Source organism: Gammaproteobacteria bacterium, assembly GCA_016199745.1.
In the GTDB taxonomy this organism is placed as follows: Bacteria; Pseudomonadota; Gammaproteobacteria; order Acidiferrobacterales; family Sulfurifustaceae; genus JACQFZ01.
The window spans coordinates 178,623-198,274 of sequence record JACQFZ010000071.1; the positions used below are offsets into that span (position 1 = coordinate 178,623).

9 protein-coding genes are annotated in these 19,652 nt (G+C 60.0%); 2 read left to right on the forward strand and 7 right to left on the reverse strand.

The window, feature by feature from the left end; all coding sequences use genetic code 11:
- Positions 1-79 precede the first annotated feature (79 nt).
- Positions 80-6,358, forward strand: a complete 6,279-nt coding sequence (locus HY308_19685; GenBank protein ID MBI3900484.1) for a HAMP domain-containing protein — start codon at positions 80-82, stop codon at positions 6,356-6,358.
- 156 nt (positions 6,359-6,514) lie between these two features.
- A complete protein-coding gene (locus HY308_19690) occupies positions 6,515-8,221 on the forward strand; it encodes a response regulator (protein MBI3900485.1) in 1,707 nt (568 codons plus the stop codon).
- Positions 8,222-8,244: 23 nt separating this feature from the next.
- Here HY308_19690 and HY308_19695 read toward each other — a convergent pair whose 3' ends face one another.
- From HY308_19695 to rocF, 7 genes are all read right to left on the reverse strand, one after another.
- On the reverse strand, positions 8,245-9,624 hold the full coding sequence (locus HY308_19695) for an MFS transporter (GenBank protein ID MBI3900486.1): 1,380 nt from the start codon (positions 9,622-9,624) through the stop codon (positions 8,245-8,247).
- Positions 9,625-9,634: 10 nt separating this feature from the next.
- A complete protein-coding gene (gene uca, locus HY308_19700) occupies positions 9,635-13,255 on the reverse strand; it encodes an urea carboxylase (protein ID MBI3900487.1) in 3,621 nt (1,206 codons plus the stop codon).
- Positions 13,256-13,444: 189 nt separating this feature from the next.
- Entirely contained in the window at positions 13,445-14,659 is a 1,215-nt protein-coding gene (locus tag HY308_19705) for an aspartate/tyrosine/aromatic aminotransferase (GenBank protein MBI3900488.1), read from the reverse strand.
- On the reverse strand, positions 14,659-15,876 hold the full coding sequence (locus HY308_19710) for an argininosuccinate synthase (GenBank protein ID MBI3900489.1): 1,218 nt from the start codon (positions 15,874-15,876) through the stop codon (positions 14,659-14,661). Before HY308_19710 ends, HY308_19705 begins: the two co-directional genes overlap by 1 nt.
- Before the next feature lie 136 nt (positions 15,877-16,012).
- A complete protein-coding gene (gene argF, locus HY308_19715; protein MBI3900490.1) occupies positions 16,013-16,981 on the reverse strand; it encodes an ornithine carbamoyltransferase in 969 nt (322 codons plus the stop codon).
- Positions 16,982-17,154: 173 nt separating this feature from the next.
- Positions 17,155-18,564: an argininosuccinate lyase gene (gene argH / locus HY308_19720; GenBank protein MBI3900491.1), complete on the reverse strand. Its 1,410-nt coding sequence runs from the start codon at positions 18,562-18,564 to the stop codon at positions 17,155-17,157.
- 87 nt (positions 18,565-18,651) lie between these two features.
- Positions 18,652-19,626 (reverse strand): arginase, encoded by a 975-nt coding sequence (rocF, locus tag HY308_19725; GenBank protein MBI3900492.1) that lies wholly within the window; start codon positions 19,624-19,626, stop codon positions 18,652-18,654.
- Between the last annotated feature and the right edge of the window lie 26 nt (positions 19,627-19,652).

The following is a 19,652-nucleotide window of genomic DNA, read 5'->3' on the forward strand; positions in this document are numbered from 1 at the left end:
TTGATTCGCACGTTGTGGTTACCCCACTCGCGGGTTAACTTTAGCTATGCCCCCTCAACCTCCAGAGGAAGGATCTTCTATGTCCAGGCAGCAAAATGACGGCGACGTCGCCGTTGTCCCCACCCCTTACTTTCCCATTGACACGCTCGACGCGCGCGATCTGCTGCACGCGTTGCAAGCCGTACGCGACGGCGACTTCTCGGCGCGGTTACCGAGCGATTGGACCGGACTGCGCGGCAAGATCGCCGATGCGTTCAACGAAATCGTTATCGCCAACAGCCGTCTCGCCGACGAGTTCGACCGCGTCGGTCAATCGGTCGGCAAGCAAGGCAAGACCCGCCAGCGTCTGCGCAGCGAGCGTCGCATTGGCGCCTGGGGAACGATGGAGTCGTCGATCAACACGCTGATCGACGACCTGCTGTGGCCGACGACGGAAGTGACGCGCTCGATCGCGGCGGTCGCTAAGGGCGATTTATCACAAACCATGCGCCTCGAAGTCGACGGCCGTCCACTCGAAGGCGAATTCCTGCGCTCCGCCAAGATCGTCAACAAGATGATCGAGCAAATGGGCGTATTCACTTCCGAAGTTACACGCGTCGCCCGCGAGGTCGGTGCCGAAGGCAAGCTCGGTGGTCAAGCGCAGGTGAAAGGCGTGTCGGGCGCATGGAAAGAATTGACCGACAACGTCAACTCGATGGCGAACAACCTGACGGCGCAGGTGCGCAACATCACCGAGGTCACGATCGCGGTGGCGAGCGGCGACTTGTCGCGCAAGATCACGGTCGACGTGCGCGGCGAAATTCTGCAGCTGAAAGAAGCGATCAATACCATGGTCGATCAGCTGCGCTCGTTCGCCTCGGAAGTCACGCGCGTGGCGCGCGAGGTCGGTACCGACGGCAAGCTCGGTGGCCAGGCGATCGTGCCCGGCGTTGCCGGGACGTGGAAGGACCTGACCGACTCGGTCAACGCGATGGCGACCAACCTCACCGGTCAGGTGCGTAACATCGCCGAGGTAACGACCGCGGTCGCCCGCGGCGACTTGTCACGCAAGATCACGGTCGACGTTAAGGGTGAAATTCTCGAATTGAAGAACACCATTAATACGATGGTGGATCAGCTCAACGGTTTCGCCGCCGAAGTCACACGCGTCGCCCGTGAAGTCGGCGCCGAAGGCAAATTGGGTGGTCAGGCGCAGGTACCGGGTGTTGCCGGTACCTGGAAGGATTTAACGGACAACGTTAACTCGATGGCCGGTAACTTGACCGGTCAGGTGCGTAACATCGCCGAGGTCGCGACCGCGATCGCGAACGGCGACTTATCGCGCAAAATTACCGTCGACGTTAAGGGTGAAATCTTAGAGCTTAAGAACACCATTAATACGATGGTGGATCAGCTCAACGGTTTCGCCGCCGAAGTCACGCGCGTCGCCCGCGAAGTCGGTACCGAAGGCAAGCTTGGCGGTCAGGCACAAGTCCCCGGTGTCGCCGGTACGTGGAAGGACTTAACCGATAACGTCAACTCGATGGCCGGCAACTTAACCGGTCAGGTGCGTAACATCGCCGAGGTGACGACGGCCGTGGCCCGCGGCGACTTGTCGCGCAAGATCACCGTCGACGTCAAAGGTGAAATTCTCGAATTGAAGAACACCATCAATACGATGGTGGACCAGCTCAACAGCTTCGCCGCCGAAGTCACCCGCGTGGCGCGCGAAGTCGGTACCGAAGGCAAGCTCGGCGGTCAAGCGCAGGTACCGGGTGTCGCCGGTACCTGGAAGGACTTAACCGACAACGTCAACTCGATGGCCGGTAACTTAACGGCGCAAGTACGCAACATCGCCGAAGTAGCGACCGCCGTGGCCCGTGGCGACTTGTCACGCAAGATCACGGTCGACGTCAAAGGCGAAATTCTCGCGCTCAAGAACACCATCAATACGATGGTGGATCAGCTGAATGGCTTCGCTTCGGAAGTGACGCGGGTGGCGCGTGAAGTGGGTACCGAAGGCAAGCTCGGCGGTCAGGCGCAGGTACCGGGTGTCGCCGGCACCTGGAAGGATCTCACCGACAACGTCAACTGGATGGCCGGCAATCTCACGGCGCAGGTGCGTAATATCGCCGAGGTGACGACGGCAGTAGCGTCAGGCGACTTGTCGCGCAAGATCACGGTCGACGTGCGCGGCGAAATTCTCGAATTGAAGAACACCATCAACACGATGGTGGACCAGTTGAACGGTTTCGCCGCGGAAGTCACGCGGGTCGCGCGCGAAGTGGGTACCGAAGGCAAGCTCGGTGGTCAGGCGCGCGTACCCGGTGTCGCCGGCACCTGGAAGGATCTCACCGACAACGTCAACTGGATGGCCGGCAACCTCACGGCGCAGGTGCGTAACATCGCCGAAGTCGCAACCGCCGTGGCCCGCGGCGACTTGTCGCGCAAGATCACGGTCGACGTTAAGGGCGAAATCTTAGAGCTCAAGAACACCATTAATACGATGGTGGATCAGCTGAATGGCTTCGCTTCGGAAGTGACGCGCGTGGCGCGCGAGGTCGGTACCGAAGGCAAGCTCGGTGGTCAGGCGCAGGTGCCGGGTGTCGCCGGTACCTGGAAGGATTTAACGGATAACGTTAACTCGATGGCCGGTAACTTGACCGGTCAGGTGCGTAACATCGCCGAGGTCGCGACCGCCATCGCCGGCGGCGACTTGTCGCGCAAGATCACGGTCGACGTGCGCGGCGAAATTCTGCAGCTCAAAGAAACCATCAACACGATGGTCGACCAGCTGAACTCGTTTGCCGCCGAAGTCACACGCGTGGCGCGCGAAGTCGGTACTGAAGGCAAGCTCGCCGGCCAAGCGTACGTGCCCGGTGTCGCCGGTACCTGGAAAGATCTCACCGACAACGTCAACTGGATGGCCGGCAATCTCACGGCGCAGGTGCGTAACATCGCCGAGGTGGCAACCGCCATCGCCCGCGGCGACTTGTCGCGCAAGATCACCGTGGATGCGCGCGGCGAAATTCTGCAGCTCAAGGACACCATTAATACGATGGTGGATCAGCTCAACGCCTTTGCCGCCGAAGTCACGCGGGTCGCGCGCGAAGTCGGTACTGAAGGCAAGCTCGGCGGCCAGGCGGAAGTGAAAGGCGTCGCCGGTACGTGGAAGGACTTGACCGACAACGTCAACGTCATGGCCGCCAATCTCACCAATCAAGTGCGCGGTATCGTCAAGGTCGTGACCGCGGTGGCGAACGGCGACCTGGCGCAAAAGCTCACGGTCGAATCGAAGGGTGAAGTCGCGGCGCTGGCCGACACTATTAATAGCATGACCGATACGCTGGCGATCTTCGCCGACCAGGTAACGACGGTGGCGCGCGAAGTCGGCGTCGAAGGCCGCCTCGGCGGTCAGGCGAACGTGCCGGGTGCCGCCGGTACGTGGAAGGACTTAACCGCAAACGTAAACCTGCTCGCGGCCAATCTGACAACGCAGGTGCGTGCCATCGCCGACGTGGCGACCGCCGTGACCAAGGGCGACCTCACGCGCGCGATTCAAGTCGACGCCTCCGGCGAAGTCGCCGACCTCAAGAACTACATCAACGCCATGATCGGTAATCTGCGCCAGACCACCGAGCGCAACACCGAGCAAGACTGGCTCAAAACCAACCTCGCTAAGTTCAGCCGCATGTTGCAAGGTCAGCGCGATCTCTACACGGTCGCGCAGACGCTGCTGTCGGAGCTGGCGCCGCTGGTCGAAGCGCATCAAGGCGTGATGTACATGGTCAACGAGGCCGAGGACCAAGGGCCGCGTCTGCGGCAACTCGCCGGCTATGCCGACACGACCGATCCGATGTCGCCGCGGCTGTACCGCATCGGCGAAGGATTGGTCGGTCAGTGCGCTTACGAACGCCAACGCATCATGATCACCGACATCGTGCCGGATTCGATCCGCGTCTCCTCCGGTTTGGTAACGATCCAACCGCGCAACGTCATCGTCTTGCCGGTGCTGTTCGAAGGCCAGGTCAAAGCGGTGATCGAGCTCGCCAGCTTAAACAACTTTACCGCGTCGCATCTCGCGTTCCTCGAACAGCTGACCGGCATCATCGGCATCGTCTTGAACACGATCGAATCGACGATGCGTACCGAAGGCCTGTTGAAACAATCGCAACAGCTTGCGACCGAATTGCAAACGCAACAACGCGAGCTGCAACAAACCAACGAAGAGCTGGCGCAAAAAGCGCAACTCTTAGCCACACAAAACGCCGAGGTCGAACGCAAGAACCAGGAAATCGACCAAGCACGGCGCGCGGTCGAAGAAAAGGCGGCCGAGCTCGCGCTCACCTCGCGCTACAAATCGGAATTCTTGGCGAACATGTCGCACGAGCTGCGCACGCCGCTGAACAGCATCCTGATCTTGGGTCAGCAGCTCGCCGAAAACCCGGACGGCAACCTGGTACCGCGCCAAGTCGAGTTCGCCAAGACCATCCACGCTGCCGGCACCGATCTGCTCAACCTGATCTCCGACATTCTCGACCTGTCGAAGATCGAATCGGGCACGGTCACGGTCGAATGCGAGGATCTCGCCTTCAGTAGCCTGCGCGAAGCGGTCGAGCGTTCGTTCCGTCACGAGGCCGAAACACGCAAGCTCGCCTTCAACTCCGAGTTCGATCCGAGCCTGGGCCAAGCGCTGTACACCGATCCGAAGCGCTTGCTGCAAGTGTTGAAGAATCTGCTGTCGAACGCTTTCAAGTTCACCGATCGCGGCGGCGTGCGCTTGCGCGTCGGCGTTGCCCGCGGTGGCTGGTCGTCGGGGCATGCGGTGCTCGACAAGACGCAGACGGTCATCGAATTCGCCGTCACCGATACCGGCATCGGCATTCCGACAGAGAAGCAAAGAATCATCTTCGAAGCGTTCCAACAGGCCGATGCCGGCACCGCTCGCCGTTACGGCGGCACCGGTCTTGGCCTCGCCATCTCGCGCGAGCTGGCGCAGTTGCTCGGCGGCGAAATCCGCCTGCACAGCGTCCACGGCAGTGGCAGCACCTTCACGTTGTATCTGCCGCTCGCCTACGTCGGCTCGGTCATGCGCCGCGCGTCCGATCAACTGGCGGACAAGACCGATGTACCGTACAAGCCGATGCTGTTACCGGCAGCACGGCCGGAGGAAGTGGCGGACGACCGCGAGCAGGTCCAGCCGGGCGATCAAACGCTGTTAATCGTCGAGGACGATCCGCACTACGCGCGCGTGCTGCTCGATCTGGCGCGCGCGCATGGCTTCAAAGGTCTGGTCGCCATGCGCGGCATCGACGCATTGGCGCTGGCGCGCAAGCATCATCCGACGGCAATTACGCTCGATGTCTTCCTGCCGGACATGCTCGGTTGGACCGTCTTGAGCCAACTGAAACAAGACCCGGCGACGCGCCACATCCCGGTGCAGATCACGACCGTCGAGGAAGAACGCCAGCACGGCCTGTCGCGCGGCGCTTTCGCCTACCTGAACAAGCCGGCGACGACCGAGCGCCTGGAAGAAGGTTTCGAGCGCATGAAGGAGTTCGCCAAGCCGCGTAAGCGTCGGTTGCTGGTGATCGAAGACAGCCCGGCGGAGCAACAGAGTATCGCCGCGCTGATCGGCCATGACGACGTCGAAATCACCGCCGTCGGCGCCGGCAAGGAAGGATTGGCGACACTGCGCGCATCGAGCTACGACTGCGTGGTGCTCGACCTGCGGCTACCGGACATGTCCGGATTCGATCTGCTGAACGAGGTGCAACACGACGACAAGCTGCGCGATATCCCGATCGTCGTCTTCACCGGCCGCGAGCTCACGGTCGACGAAGAGGCGAGTCTGCGGACCATGGCTAAGAGCATCATCCTCAAAGGCGCGCAGTCACCGGAACGCTTGCTCGATGAAACCGCGTTGTTCTTGCACCGCGTAGTCAGTGAGTTGCCGGCAACCAAGCAGCGCATGCTGGAGAAGCTCTACGAAAGCGACGAGGCGTTGGTCGGCAAGAAAACACTAGTGGTCGACGACGACGTGCGCAACATCTTCGCGCTGTCGAGCGTGCTCGAACGGCACCATATGCAGGTACTCACCGCCAGCAACGGCCGCGATGCCATCGGCATCATCGAGAAAACACCGGAGCTGTCGTTGGTGCTAATGGACATCATGATGCCGGAGATGGACGGCTACGAAACGATGCGACAGATCCGCAAGCATGCCGAGTTCCGGTTGTTGCCGATCATCGCCCTCACCGCCAAAGCCATGAAGGGCGACCGCGAGAAGTGTCTCGAGGCCGGCGCATCGGACTACATCGCCAAGCCGGTAAACAATCAGCAGCTATTGTCGTTGCTGCGGATGTGGTTGCACAGATAAGGATGATCGTGCGGCAAAACCCTGCGTTCCCCTCCCCCCTTGCGGGGGAGGGGAAGGGGGAGAGGGGTGACCATACTAAGCCCCCGCTCTCCTGTCCTCTCCCCCGCAAGGGGGGAGAGGGACGTTCTACTTCGGAGCCGAGGCAAGTCGGACCCCATGACTGAAGACAAAATTAATATCCTGCTGGTCGATGACCAGCCGTCGCGCCTACTCACCTACGAGGCGATTCTGGCCACACTCGGACAAAATCTGGTTAAGGCGCAATCCGGCACCGAAGCGCTGCTGCGATTGATGGAGACCGAATTCGCGGCGATCTTGCTCGACGTCAGTATGCCGGGTATGGACGGCTTCGAAACCGCCGCCATCATTCACCAACATCCGCGTTTCGAACGCACACCGATCATCTTCGTCACCGGCGTGCATGTTACCGACCCCGATCGATTACGCGGCTATCAAATGGGCGCGGTCGATTATGTTTATGTGCCGGTGATCCCGGAGATCCTGCGCGGCAAAGTACAGGTGCTGGTGCAGTTGTACCGGCAACAACACGAGCTTAAGCGACTCAATACGAGTCTCGCCGTCGCCAATGAAGAGTTGGCGGAAGCGCATCAGGCACTGAAGGCGGAAAATACCCGTGAGCTGTATAAGCTCAATAGCAATCTCGAGCTCGCCAATATCGAGCTGAAGGCCGAAATCGCCGAGCGCAAACGCGCGCAAGAGGCACTGCAGGCGGCAGCGCAGCGTAAAGACGAATTCCTGGCGATCCTGGCGCACGAGTTACGTAATCCGCTGTCGGCGATCCACAACGGCGTACAGCTCATGTACGTGCGCCCGATCGACGACCCGCAGTTGCTGTGGGCACGCGATTCGCTCGGCCATCAAGTAAAACATCTGAAACGCTTGATCGACGACCTGCTCGATGTCTCGCGCCTCTCCAGCGGCCGCGTGAAGCTGCAACGCGAAGACCTCGACCTGGCGCTGATCGTCGAGCGCGCCGTCGAGATGAGCCGGCCGATGATCGAGGCACGTCGTCACACGTTAACCATCAATCCGTCAGCCACGCCGATTTACGTCAATGGCGACCTCGTGCGACTGACACAGGTGCTCGACAACCTCATTAGCAACGCCGCCAAATACACCAACGAAGGCGGCGCCATCACGATTAGCGTCGGTGTGGATACTAACGCACAGGCGATGGTTTCCGTCCGCGATACCGGTCAAGGTATCCCGCCGGCCATGTTAGAGCGCGTCTTCGAACTGTTCACCCAAGCGACCGCCTCGCTCGATCGTAGCCAAGGCGGTCTTGGCATCGGCTTGGCGCTGGCGCGCGGCCTAGTCAACTCACACGGCGGCACCGTGCGTGCCGTCAGCGAAGGCAGCGGCCTAGGTTCCGAGTTCATCGTCTGCTTACCGTGCGTAACCCCGATCGTGGAAACACCGGCGGAGCCGGAAAGCAACGGCATAGCCCACACCTTGGAGCAAATGCGGGTGCTGATCGTCGACGACAATGTCGATTCGGCCCAAGGTCTCGGCATGTGGCTCGAAACCGTTGGCCACAAAGTGCGGCTGGCACATACCGGCGATGAAGGTTTTAAAGCCGCGTTGGAATTCCACCCGGATGCGGTGTTGCTCGATATCGGCCTACCGGGATTGAACGGTTATGAGCTGGCGAAACGCCTGCGCAAGTATCCGCAACTCAGCGACGTGCCGCTGATCGCCGTCACTGGCTTTAGCGGCGAAGCCGACCGTCATCAAGCGACAGCAGCCGGCTTCGATCATTATCTGGTCAAGCCGATCGACTACGATACGTTGCTGCGGGCGCTAGCCCAACCTACAGCCACGGTGGCCGCGGGAAGTTACTGAGTCGATCATCAGGTCGTTCGTTCCTAGAGACACCTAGCCGCTTCTGCCGGCTCGTCCGCCAGCGCGCGCGGCACCGTTCCCCGATAACGCAACAACCAGACGAAACTGAATAGTTGCACGGCAAGCATGGTGCCGAAGGCGACGGTATATCCGGTGGGCGCGTATTCGTCGACACCGGTAGCCCAGGCATTGACGATTAGGCCGAACCCCCATTGAGCGGCGAAGGCGAAAACAAACACTAATAGATTCACCGCGGTGTTCGCGCGGCCGGCCAGGGAGGCGGGAAATTGCTGGGCGATGATCGAATAGGACAACGTGCCGGCGACACCGAAGAAACCGAAGATGATCCATAGCGGCAGAAGAATCGTCGTCGCACCCGCACCAACGGTGAGTGCCGCCTGTGCGCACAGAAATACGAAAATGCCGATCTTGAGCAACGTGAGCGGCGCGACACCGCGGCGGACCAGCCGCGACGCCATGATGCCCCAACCGAGTTGGCCGGCGAATAAAGCCGCCGCCGTGCACAGCAAATAGTCGGCGGCGATGTCACGCTCGAACCCGGCGACATTACGCAACCAAGGACCCGCCCACAAACCTTGCACCGCCATGACGACCGCTTGCGTAATGGTGGCCGCCGGCGCGATCCGCCAGAACGCGGGGCTGCGGAAGACGCTCAACGTACCGTACAACTGCGTAGTCCATGTCGACGAATGCGGCGGACGTCGATATCGGGGCACGACAAACAAGATCAATGCGGCGACGAACAGCGACGCGCTTGCGAGCCCAAGAAACAATCCGCGCCAATTGGTGAGCTGCAGCACCGCTTCCACCGGCGCCGTCGCCGTCAACGCACCGAGACCACCGGCGGAAAGGATAGCGGCATTCACCACCGGCAATTTTTGCGGTGCGTACCACAAAGCGCAGGTGGTAAAACCGGCCATGAGGCACGCCGATACGCCTAGGCCAATGAGCGCGCGACCCATCGCCAAGCCACCGCTGCTGTCGCTCAATGCAAATACCGTGGCGCCGGCGGCGGCGATGAGCAGCAATACCGCCTCGACGCGCTGCGGCGAATAGCGATCGAGCAAAATGCCGAGCGGGATTTGAAACGCCGCGAACGATAGGAAGTAAGCGCCGGTGAGTAACCCGAGATCGCTGGCGGACAGACCGAGATCTTTCGTTAGATCGGGCGCGACAACAGCGTTGACCATACGAAACAAATACGACAGGAAATAACCCATGGCGAACGGTACGAGAACGCGCAGCCATAGGAGCTTCGGTCGCGCGTAAATCGATTCAACACTTTCTCTTCCTGAAAGTGCTTCGCCCTCGCCCCGCTCTGCCCTCTTGGACTCGGGTAATTTTTTATCGAGCGGCGAACTTGTGCTCGATGGCGGTATCACGTCGACATCCTCATTTCGGCTCCAACACAACTAGCAAATCGCCGGCGTTAACCGGCCGACCGGGCTTGCAATGGATCGCGCGCACGGTCGCGGCGACGTCGGCATGAATCGAAAATTCCATTTTCATGGCTTCGACAATGAGCAACGGCTCGTTGGCCTGAACGATCTGCCCAGGCTCGACATGCACTTTCCAGATGTTGCCGCTGATGTCGGCGAAGACACCGTGGCCATCGACATCGACCGCGGCTTCGTATTCCGTGGCCGGTTCTTCATCGATCTGCTGCACATCGCGATCGGCTTGCCAGCGCGCCACTTCTGCCCGGAACGCCGTTTGCTGGCGCTGCTGAAAGGCGTCGATGCTGGCGGCATTGTCGATCAGGAAACGCTCATAAACGGCGAGGTCGAACATCTCTTCGTCGATGCGAATCGTCGATCGGCCCTCGCGGAAGCTGTTGCGCTCAGCCGTGAGCTCGTCCTCGGTTACCGGATAGAACCGCACCTGGTCGAAGAAACGTAGTAACCACGGTTTGCCGGGCTCGAACACGGCGTTCTTCAGAAACTTATTCCAGATCGGCAGCGTGCGGCCGATAAGCTGATAGCCACCGGGCGAGTCCATGCCATAGATGCACATGTAGACACCGCCGATACCGACCGTGCCTTCGGCGGTATACGTTCGCGCCGGGTTGTATTTGGAAGTCAGCAAGCGATGCCGCGGGTCGACCGGCACCGCGCACGGCGCGCCTAAGTAAACGTCGCCGAGTCCCAACACCATGTAGCTGGTATTGAAGATGATGTCGCGTACATCATCGGTGCTATCGAGCCCGTTGATACGGCGCATGAACTCGACGTTGCTCGGCAACCATGGTGCGGTATCGCGGACCGACTGGCGATAACGCGATATCGCGTCGAGCGTCGCCGAGTCTTCGAACGCCAGCGGCAGATGGATCACGCGCGTCGGCATGCGCATGGCGTCGATGGCCGGCAACTGTTCCTCGATGTTCAGCAACGCCTTCAAGAGTTTTTGCTGGGCGATGACACGGCTGTCGTAGTGCACCTGCAGCGAGCGCACCCCGGGCGATAGCTCGAGGATGCCGGGAACATGGTTCGCGCGCAGCGCTTCCATTAACGCATGCACGCGAAAGCGTAACCGTAGATCGAGTACGTTCGGTCCATATTCAACCAATAAATACTTGTCGCCCTGTGGCCGATAGGCCACTTCCGGATGCGAGCCGCGCGCCGGTAAAGCGGCGAGCACGCACTCGGAAATAGTGCCCTCGGGTTTGCGGCGGCGCGATAACGGCACCTGCACCATCGGTGCCAAGCGCTCGAAGGCGGCGTCAGTGGCTTTCTCGAGCGCGAGCGCGGTCGCGAAGCTGATACGACGGAAGCGGATGTGATCGCCCGGTTTCACTTGGCCGACCTTCCACAAATCGGCTTTGACGATCGTCGCCGGGCACACGAAGCCACCGAGGCTCGGACCATCGCGCGTGAGGATGATCGGCATGTCGCCGGTGAAGTTGATGGTGCCGATAGCGTATTCGACGTCGTGAATGTTCGATGGGTGCAGTCCGGCTTCGCCGCCATCGCTGCGGGTCCAGCTTGGCTTAGGTCCGTTCAGGCGGATGCCCAAGCGATTGGAGTTGTAATGCACTTCCCAATCGGTGTTGAAGAACATATCGACGGCGTCGCGCGTGAAAAAATCCGGCGCACCATGCGGACCATCGAGCACATCGATTCGCCATTCCTTCGGATAATTTGGCACCAGCGCCGTCGGCGCCGCCGCCGGCTGGTAGATCGGCGGCGGCGTGGTGCAAGCAGGCAGACCGGGTTGGCTGATCGGCAACATGTCGGCAGCGCGCAGCGGGCGGCCGGCGTGACCGCCGAATTGCCCTTTGGCAAACGTCGAACGGCTACCGAGATAGACCGGCACATCGAACCCATTCCTTACGGCCAGATAGGTGCGGCAACCCTGCTCGGCTTTACCGATGTTAAGCACTTGTCCGGCGCGCACGGCGATCGGCGCCCAGAACGACACCGCTTGACCGTCGAGTGTCGCCCGCGTCGGCGCGCCGGTGAGGGCAATGACCGCCTGGCAATGAAAGCGCAGTTTCGGACCGATCAATGTGCATTCGATGCCGGCAGCGGCCGGATGATTACCGACGATGCGGTTGGCAAGACGGAACGCATAATCGTCCATCGGCCCCGAGGGTGGTACGCCGACATCCCAATAACCGACGCGCCCGGGATAATCCTGCACCGTCGTGTAAGTTCCAGCGTCAACGACCTCGATCACCGGCGCGCGGTAATCGAACTGCGCCAGTCGGCCGGTGGAAACGTCGGCGTGCTCGAAGAAAGCACTGGCAACGACTTGGCGCAGATAATCCAGATTTGTCGAAATACCGGCGAGGCGCGTGGCATTGAGCGCCGTGCGCAACTTCGCCAACGCTTCGGCACGATCGCGGCCCGCAACGATGAGCTTGGCGATCATCGGATCGTAGTACGGCGAGACCTCGGTTCCGGTAGCGACCCAGGTATCGATACGAGCATCCTCGGGAAACGCGACGTCGGTCAACACGCCCGGCGCCGGCTGAAAATCTTTAACCGGGTCTTCGGCGTAGAGCCGCACTTCGATCGACGCGCCGCGCGGCGTGATTACCTGGTCGAGCGCCGGCGGCTCGTCGGCCGCGGTACGAATCATCCACTCCACCAAGTCTATGCCGGTAACCGCCTCGGTGACGGGATGCTCGACTTGTAACCGGGTATTCACTTCTAAGAAATAAAACGCGTCGCGAGCCGGGTCGTAAATGAACTCGACGGTGCCGGCGGAGCGATAGTTGACCGCCTTACCCAATTTCACCGCGGCGTCGAGCAACTGCTGGCGCGTGGCCGACGGCAAATTCGGCGCCGGTGTTTCTTCGACAACTTTTTGATTACGCCGTTGCAACGAGCAGTCGCGTTCACCGAGCGCCAACACATTGCCGCGGCCGTCGCCGAAGATCTGCACTTCAACATGGCGTGCGTTGTCGACGAAACGTTCGAGGAAGACGCCGCTGTCGCTGAAGAAGTTCTGCCCCAAACGTTTAACAGAATCGAAAGCGCTAATGAGCGCAGCTTCGTCATCGCAACGCGTCAAACCGATACCGCCGCCACCGGCGGTACTTTTGAGCATTACCGGATAACCGAGCGCGGCAGCGCCGGCCGTGGCTTCGTCCAACGTCGCCAACAAACCCGTTCCCGGCGTGAGCGGCACACCCGCTGCCGCTGCCAGCTCGCGCGACGTATGCTTTAAACCAAATTGGCGAATCTGCTGCGGCGTAGGTCCGACGAAGACGATACCAGCGGCGGTACACGCCTCGGCGAAGTCGGCGTTCTCCGACAAAAAACCATAGCCGGGAATAATCGCTTGGGCACCGCACTCGCGCGCCGCCGCCAAGATGCGCTCGCCGCGTAAATAACTTTCCGCGGCCGAATTACCACCAAGCGCAATGGCCTGATCGGCGGCGGTGACGTGACGGCTATTGCGATCTGCATCCGAATAGACGGCAACACTACGGATGCCCATGGCCTTGAGAGTGCGAACGATGCGAACCGCGATTTCGCCGCGATTAGCAATTAAGACGGTGTGGAACATGAGAACACTCCTTGGCTGATAATCCTTCCGTAGGTGTTGACGTTTTTCTTCGAGCAACAACCACCTGAAACAGTGTCTTCGCCGACACTTAAGCCGGCAACAAAATGAAACGTCGACTCGTTATCCCCTCTCCCCCGCGCTTTTCGGGGGAGAGGGGATATAAGCTTTCGTGCCTAAAACGCGCCGCGCTTACATCACGCGCGCAATCCCCTGCGCCACATAATCGACGTTCTTGGTATTCAGCGCCGCGAGACAAATGCGTCCGGTATCAACGGCATAAATCGCAAACTCTTTCCGCAATCGCGCCACGGCATCTTTGGAAAGCCCCGAGTACGAAAACATCCCGCGTTGCTGCAGTATGAAATCGAAATCTGTGGCCGCTGCATACACCTTGAGTTTTTCCACCAGCTGCCAGCGCATGTCGCCGATACGGTCGCGCATGCCGGCCAGCTCCCGCTCCCACAGCACATGCAACGCCGGCGTGGTCAACACCGTGGCGACAACGCGGCTGCCATGCGTAGGTGGATTGGAATAGTTCGTGCGCACCACGCGCTTCAATTGACTGAGCACGCGCTGCGCCTCATCGCGACTGGCGGTAACCACGCTCAAAGCGCCGACACGCTCGCCGTACAACGAAAACGATTTGGAGAACGAGCTCGCAATAAATACCGGGCCGCCGGCAGCGGCGAAACGACGCAGCACCACCGCGTCGGCATCGAGACCTTCGCCGAAACCTTGGTAGGCGATATCAAGAAACGGAATCAGCCGGCGTTCGCCGACGATGGTAATCACTTCACTCCACTGATCGAACGTGAGATCGACGCCGGTGGGGTTATGGCAACAGGCGTGCAATACGACGATGCTGCCGGCCGGCAATCGACGTAAGGTGTCGACCATCCCGGAAAAATCGACGCTGCGGGTGACAGCATCGTAATACGGATAAGACTTGACGGCGAAGCCAGCATTTTCAAATAACGCCCGATGGTTCTCCCAACTCGGATCGCTGATCCATACCGTCGCCGCCAGCGCCATTCGTTTCAGGAAATCGGCGCCGAGCTTGAGTCCGCCGGTGCCGCCGAGCGCTTGCACGGTAACGATGCGTTCTTCACGCACGACCGGGCTGTCAGCGCCGAACAGCAACGCCTGCGCGGCACGGCTATAGACCAGCAGGCCGTCGATCGGCAAATAAGTGCGCGGTGCCGGATTTTCCGCGAGCAGCGCTTCGGCACGGCGCACGCACTCGAGCAGTGGTACGTCGCCGGCGCCGTTGTAATAAACACCGACGCCGAGATTGACTTTGCCGGCATTGCTATCGGCGCTGAAGGCGTCGTTGATGCCGAGGATCGGATCGCGCGGCGCCATTTCGACGCCATCGAACAAGGAAGCAGCCACCAAAGCGTTCATTAATGTCGTCCCTGCTTGGCGGCGATGCGCAAGCGCAATGCATTCAAGCGGATGAATCCGCCGGCGTCGGCCTGGTTATAAGCACCGGCGTCGTCTTCGAACGTGGCGATGGTCGGATCGAACAACGAATCGGACGACGACCCGCGACCGACGACCAGCACGTTGCCTTTATACAGCTTGAGTCGTACCCAGCCGTTCACATGTTGCTGCGTATGATCGATCAAGACTTGAATCGCTTTGCGCTCCGGGCTCCACCAATAACCGCTGTAGACCAGCTCGGCATAACGCGGCATGAGCCCGTCCTTGAGATGTGCCACTTCGCGGTCGAGGCAAATCGATTCGATAGCGCGATGCGCCTTGAGCATGATGCTGCCGCCCGGCGTCTCGTAGCAGCCGCGCGACTTCATGCCGACGTAGCGGTTCTCCACCAGATCGAGCCGACCGATACCGTGCGTACCGCCAAGTCGGTTGAGCTCGGTCAACACCTGCGCCGGCGTCATCGACTTGCCGTTCACGCTGACGATATCGCCCTGGCGGTATTCGAGCTCGACGTACTCGGCCTGATCCGGCGCCGCCTTCAGCGACACGGTCCAACGCCACATGTCCTCGTCGGCTTCCTTAGACGGATCTTCGAGCGCGCGCCCCTCGTAGGAGATGTGCAGCAAATTCGCGTCCATGCTGTACGGGCTACCGCCGGCTTTGTGCTTCATCTCGATCGGAATGCCGTGGCTTTCGGCGTAGGCCAACAGCTTCTCGCGCGAGGTCAAATCCCACTCACGCCACGGCGCGATCACGCGGATGTTCGGTTCGAGCGCGTAGTAGCCGAGCTCGAAGCGTACTTGGTCGTTGCCCTTGCCAGTGGCGCCGTGCGATACCGCATCGGCGTTAGTGGCGCGGGCGATTTCGATTTGACGTTTGGCAATCAGCGGGCGGGCAATGCTGGTGCCTAACAAATACTCGCCTTCGTAGATGGCGTTGGCGCGAAACATCGGAAACACGAAATCGCGCACGAACTCTTCGCGCAAGTCGTCGATGAAGATTTCTTTGATGCCGAGCTTCTGCGCTTTCTCGCGCGCCGGCTCGAGCTCTTCACCCTGGCCGATGTCGGCGGTGAACGTGACGACCTCGCACTGATAGGTATCTTGCAACCATTTCAAAATCACCGACGTATCCAAGCCACCGGAATAGGCCAGCACGACTTTTTTAATTTCGCTCATTAGTGACCTCTACCCAATTGAAAATCTAAGACGAAGTTTCTTTGTAAAGTATTTCAAAATTGCGTCCACTGTTGCTATTAGTTAATACCCCCACCCTAGCCTTCCGAAAGCTAGGGTGGGGGTATTACAAAATTCATCACCCCTGCTTCAACCAACCCAATAACAAATACTCGAGCAACGCCTTCTGCACATGCAGCCGATTTTCCGCTTCATCCCAAACCACGCTTTGCGGCCCATCCAACACCTCGACCGACACCTCTTCGCCGCGATGCGCCGGCAAACAATGCATGAACAATGCATCCGGCCGCGCTTGCGCCATCATCGGCACATCCACTTGGAAACCGGCGAACGCTTGTTGACGCGCATCGGTCTCGGCTTCAAAACCCATGCTGGTCCAAACATCGGTAGTCACGAGATCGGCGCCACGCGCTGCCTGCATCGGATCGGTAAAACATTCCAGTCGGCTACCGAGTGCCGCGCGTCGTTGCGGCTCCAGCTGGTATTGCGCCGGCGTCGCCACCTGCAGCTTGAAATCGAAGATCTGCGCCGCCTGCAGCCAGGTGTTGCACATGTTGTTGGCATCACCGATCCAAGCGACGGTCTTGCCGCGTATCGACCCGCGAAATTCGGTGTAGGTGTAGATATCGGCCAAGATCTGACATGGGTGATACTCGTCGGTCAGACCATTGATGACCGGCACACGCGAATGAGCGGTAAAGCGCTCGATGATCGATTGCTCGAAGGTGCGGATCATCACCACGTCGACCATGCGGCTGATGACGCGGGCAACATCCTCGATCGGTTCGCCGCGGCCGATTTGCGTATCGCCGGTGGTCAAATGGATCGAATGACCGCCGAGCTGCGCCATGCCGGCCTCGAATGACACCCGTGTGCGCGTCGATTGCTTGGCAAATACCATTGCCAAGGTCCGATCTTTGAGCGGCTGGTAAGTCGCGTAATTCTTAAACAGTTGCTTGATCGCGCGAGTGCGCTCGAAGAGATAGTCGTACTCTTCGCTGGTCAAATCGCTCAACTGCAAGAAATGCTTCAAGCCGACCGCCGCCTGATTCGATAATCGGGGTCGGTGCGCGACAGCAATGTTCATCTGTGACATTTCATAATCCTTGCTCTTTTATAGAAGCGCTGTTTCCAAGCCTCAGCGCCACGCGGCGCGGCATAACCTAAGGTAGGGTGGGCGGCGTTTTTCGGCCCACCCTACCTCTTTCGAATCGAGAGACTCCGGCAAATATTTCCGCGAAGGCCTCGGACAACGCAGTCTTATCGATCTTCACCGACCAGTTGCGCCAGTCCGCGCTCAGCGGCGGCGCGCACCGCCTGCGGCGCGGTACCACCGATATGGCAACGGCTGTTGAGCGAACCTTCGAGCGTCAACACTGCGTAGACGTCTTGTTCCACCAACGCCGAGAATTCCTTTAATTCGGCGAGCGACAATGCCGAAAGGTCGACCTTACGCGCGCTGGCGAAGCGCACAGCCTTGGCCACTGCCTCGTGGGCATCGCGGAACGGCAACCCTTTCTTGACCAAGTAATCGGCGAAATCGGTGGCGGTGGCGAAACCCTCCATGGCCGCGGCGCGCATGCGCTCGCGATCCACCGTCAGACCGCGCAGCATGTCGGCGTAAATCGTGACCGTGGTCGTCAACGTATCGACCGTATCGAACAGCGGTTCTTTGTCTTCTTGATTGTCCTTGTTGTAGGCAAGCGGCTGAGCTTTCATCAGCATGAGTAATGCCAGCAAATGGCCGGTCACGCGTCCGGTCTTACCGCGAACCAGCTCCGGCACGTCCGGATTCTTTTTCTGCGGCATGATCGATGAACCGGTACAGAATCGGTCGGCGAGAACGATGAAACCGAAGCGCGGACTCATCCACAGAATCAGTTCTTCCGACAACCGCGATAGATGCATCATGATCAGCGCCGCGGCGGCGGTGAATTCGATGGCGAAGTCGCGGTCGGACACCGCGTCCAACGAATTAGCGCACACACGCTCGAATCCGAGCTCGCGCGCGACGCGCTCGCGATCGATCGGATAACTGGTACCGGCGAGTGCAGCGGCGCCGAGCGGTAAGCGGTTTACGCGTTTACGGCAATCGGCGAGACGCTCGGCATCGCGTGCCAGCATTTCGAAATAGGCGAGCAGATGGTGGCCGAACGAAACCGGCTGGGCGACCTGTAAGTGCGTGAAACCGGGCATCACAGTATCGGCATGGGTGCGCGCCAGATTAAGCAACTCGGTTTGCAGCTCGCGGATGCCGCGCCGCAAGGTATCAATGGCGTCGCGCAAATACAGGCGGATATCGGTCGCGACTTGATCGTTGCGCGAACGGGCCGTGTGCAGACGCTTACCGGCGTCGCCGACCAAAGCGGTCAAACGTTTCTCGATATTGAGGTGAACGTCTTCCAGGTCGATCGACCACTCGAACTTGCCGTCGCGAATCTCGACTTCGATCCGCGCCAGACCGCGCTCGATATCGGCCAAATCGGCGGCACTGATAATGCCCTGCGCCGCCAGCATGCGCGCGTGCGCGCGCGATCCTTGGATATCGAACGGCGCCAAGCGCTTGTCGAATTCGACCGAAGCGGTGTAACGCTTGACCAATTCCGCAACCGGCTCGGCGAACAATCCGGACCAGGTCGCCGTTTCTGCGGCTTTTTCTTTTTCAATCATGTCGGCGATTGCCCAGGTAACGTGAAACGAACAACGCAACGCAGGCCGCGCTAGCGACCAACGACCTGCATGCGCTGCGGTAATGGTTTAGATGATGGTTTTTCCCAATGCCGACAGGATCAACTCGACGCCGAGCTCGGTCGTACGATTGTCGACATCGAGCGATGGATTGATCTCCACCACCTCGAGTGAGCGCATGCCGCCGGCCTCGGCGATTTTTTCCATCGCCAAGTGCGCCTCGCGATACATCAGACCGCCGCGCACCAATGTGCCGGAACCCGGTGCATCGATCGGATCGATCGCATCGACGTCGAAAGTGACGGCGTAGCCGCCGGACGCCTGCGAAGCAATGGCGATGGCGTCGTCGACGCAAGCGCTCATACCGCGCTGGTCGACTTCACGCATGGTGAAGAAACGGATACCGAGCTGACGAATCAATTCGCGCTCGCCGTCGTCGAGATCGCGCGCGCCGATGTGGGCGCAGAATCGCAAATCCAGCTTCGGTGCGAAACCACGCAAATTGACCAATTCCTTAGCGCCATAACCCAGCAACGACGCCAACGGCATCCCGTGGATGTTGCCCGACGGTGACGTCTCCGGCGTGTTCATGTCGGCATGGGCGTCGAACCAAATGAGACCGAACGTTTCACGCTGCTGGCGAAAGTAAGAAGCCACTCCGCTCAACGAGCCGATAGCGATCGAGTGATCGCCGCCGAGCACCAGCGGCAACTGGCCGGCGTTCAACGCATCGTGCACGGCGCCGGCGAGTTCATCGCACGCGTCGGTGATTTCAGCGAGATACTTCGGGTTCTCGTCGGGCGCCGCTATTTTTTGCGGGCGGCGGACGTGCACATCGCCGCGGTCCTGGACCTCGTAACCGAGCTGGGCGAGACGCTGATTGAGGCGCGCGGCGCGCATCGATTCCGGTCCAAGATCGGGTCCAGGTTTGCTCGCGCCGAAATCGATCGGCGCGCCGATAACACTGATGGTACGACCCAAGCCTGGAAGGACGAACCCATTAGGACTCTTGGGCAGAACATCGATTGCTAATGAAGATTGCATAATCTCGGTCTCCTTGAAATCAATTT

Excerpts from the sequence above, each read along its gene's own strand:
- HY308_19685 (MBI3900484.1), top strand. The coding sequence starts at position 80 with ATGTCCAGGCAGCAAAATGACGGCGACGTCGCCGTTGTCCCCACCCCT.
- HY308_19690 (MBI3900485.1), top strand. The coding sequence starts at position 6,515 with ATGACTGAAGACAAAATTAATATCCTGCTGGTCGATGACCAGCCGTCG.
- uca (MBI3900487.1), bottom strand. The coding sequence starts at position 13,255 with ATGTTCCACACCGTCTTAATTGCTAATCGCGGCGAAATCGCGGTTCGC.
- HY308_19705 (MBI3900488.1), bottom strand. The coding sequence starts at position 14,659 with ATGAACGCTTTGGTGGCTGCTTCCTTGTTCGATGGCGTCGAAATGGCG.
- HY308_19710 (MBI3900489.1), bottom strand. The coding sequence starts at position 15,876 with ATGAGCGAAATTAAAAAAGTCGTGCTGGCCTATTCCGGTGGCTTGGAT.
- argF (MBI3900490.1), bottom strand. The coding sequence starts at position 16,981 with ATGAACATTGCTGTCGCGCACCGACCCCGATTATCGAATCAGGCGGCG.
- argH (MBI3900491.1), bottom strand. The coding sequence starts at position 18,564 with ATGATTGAAAAAGAAAAAGCCGCAGAAACGGCGACCTGGTCCGGATTG.
- rocF (MBI3900492.1), bottom strand. The coding sequence starts at position 19,626 with ATGCAATCTTCATTAGCAATCGATGTTCTGCCCAAGAGTCCTAATGGG.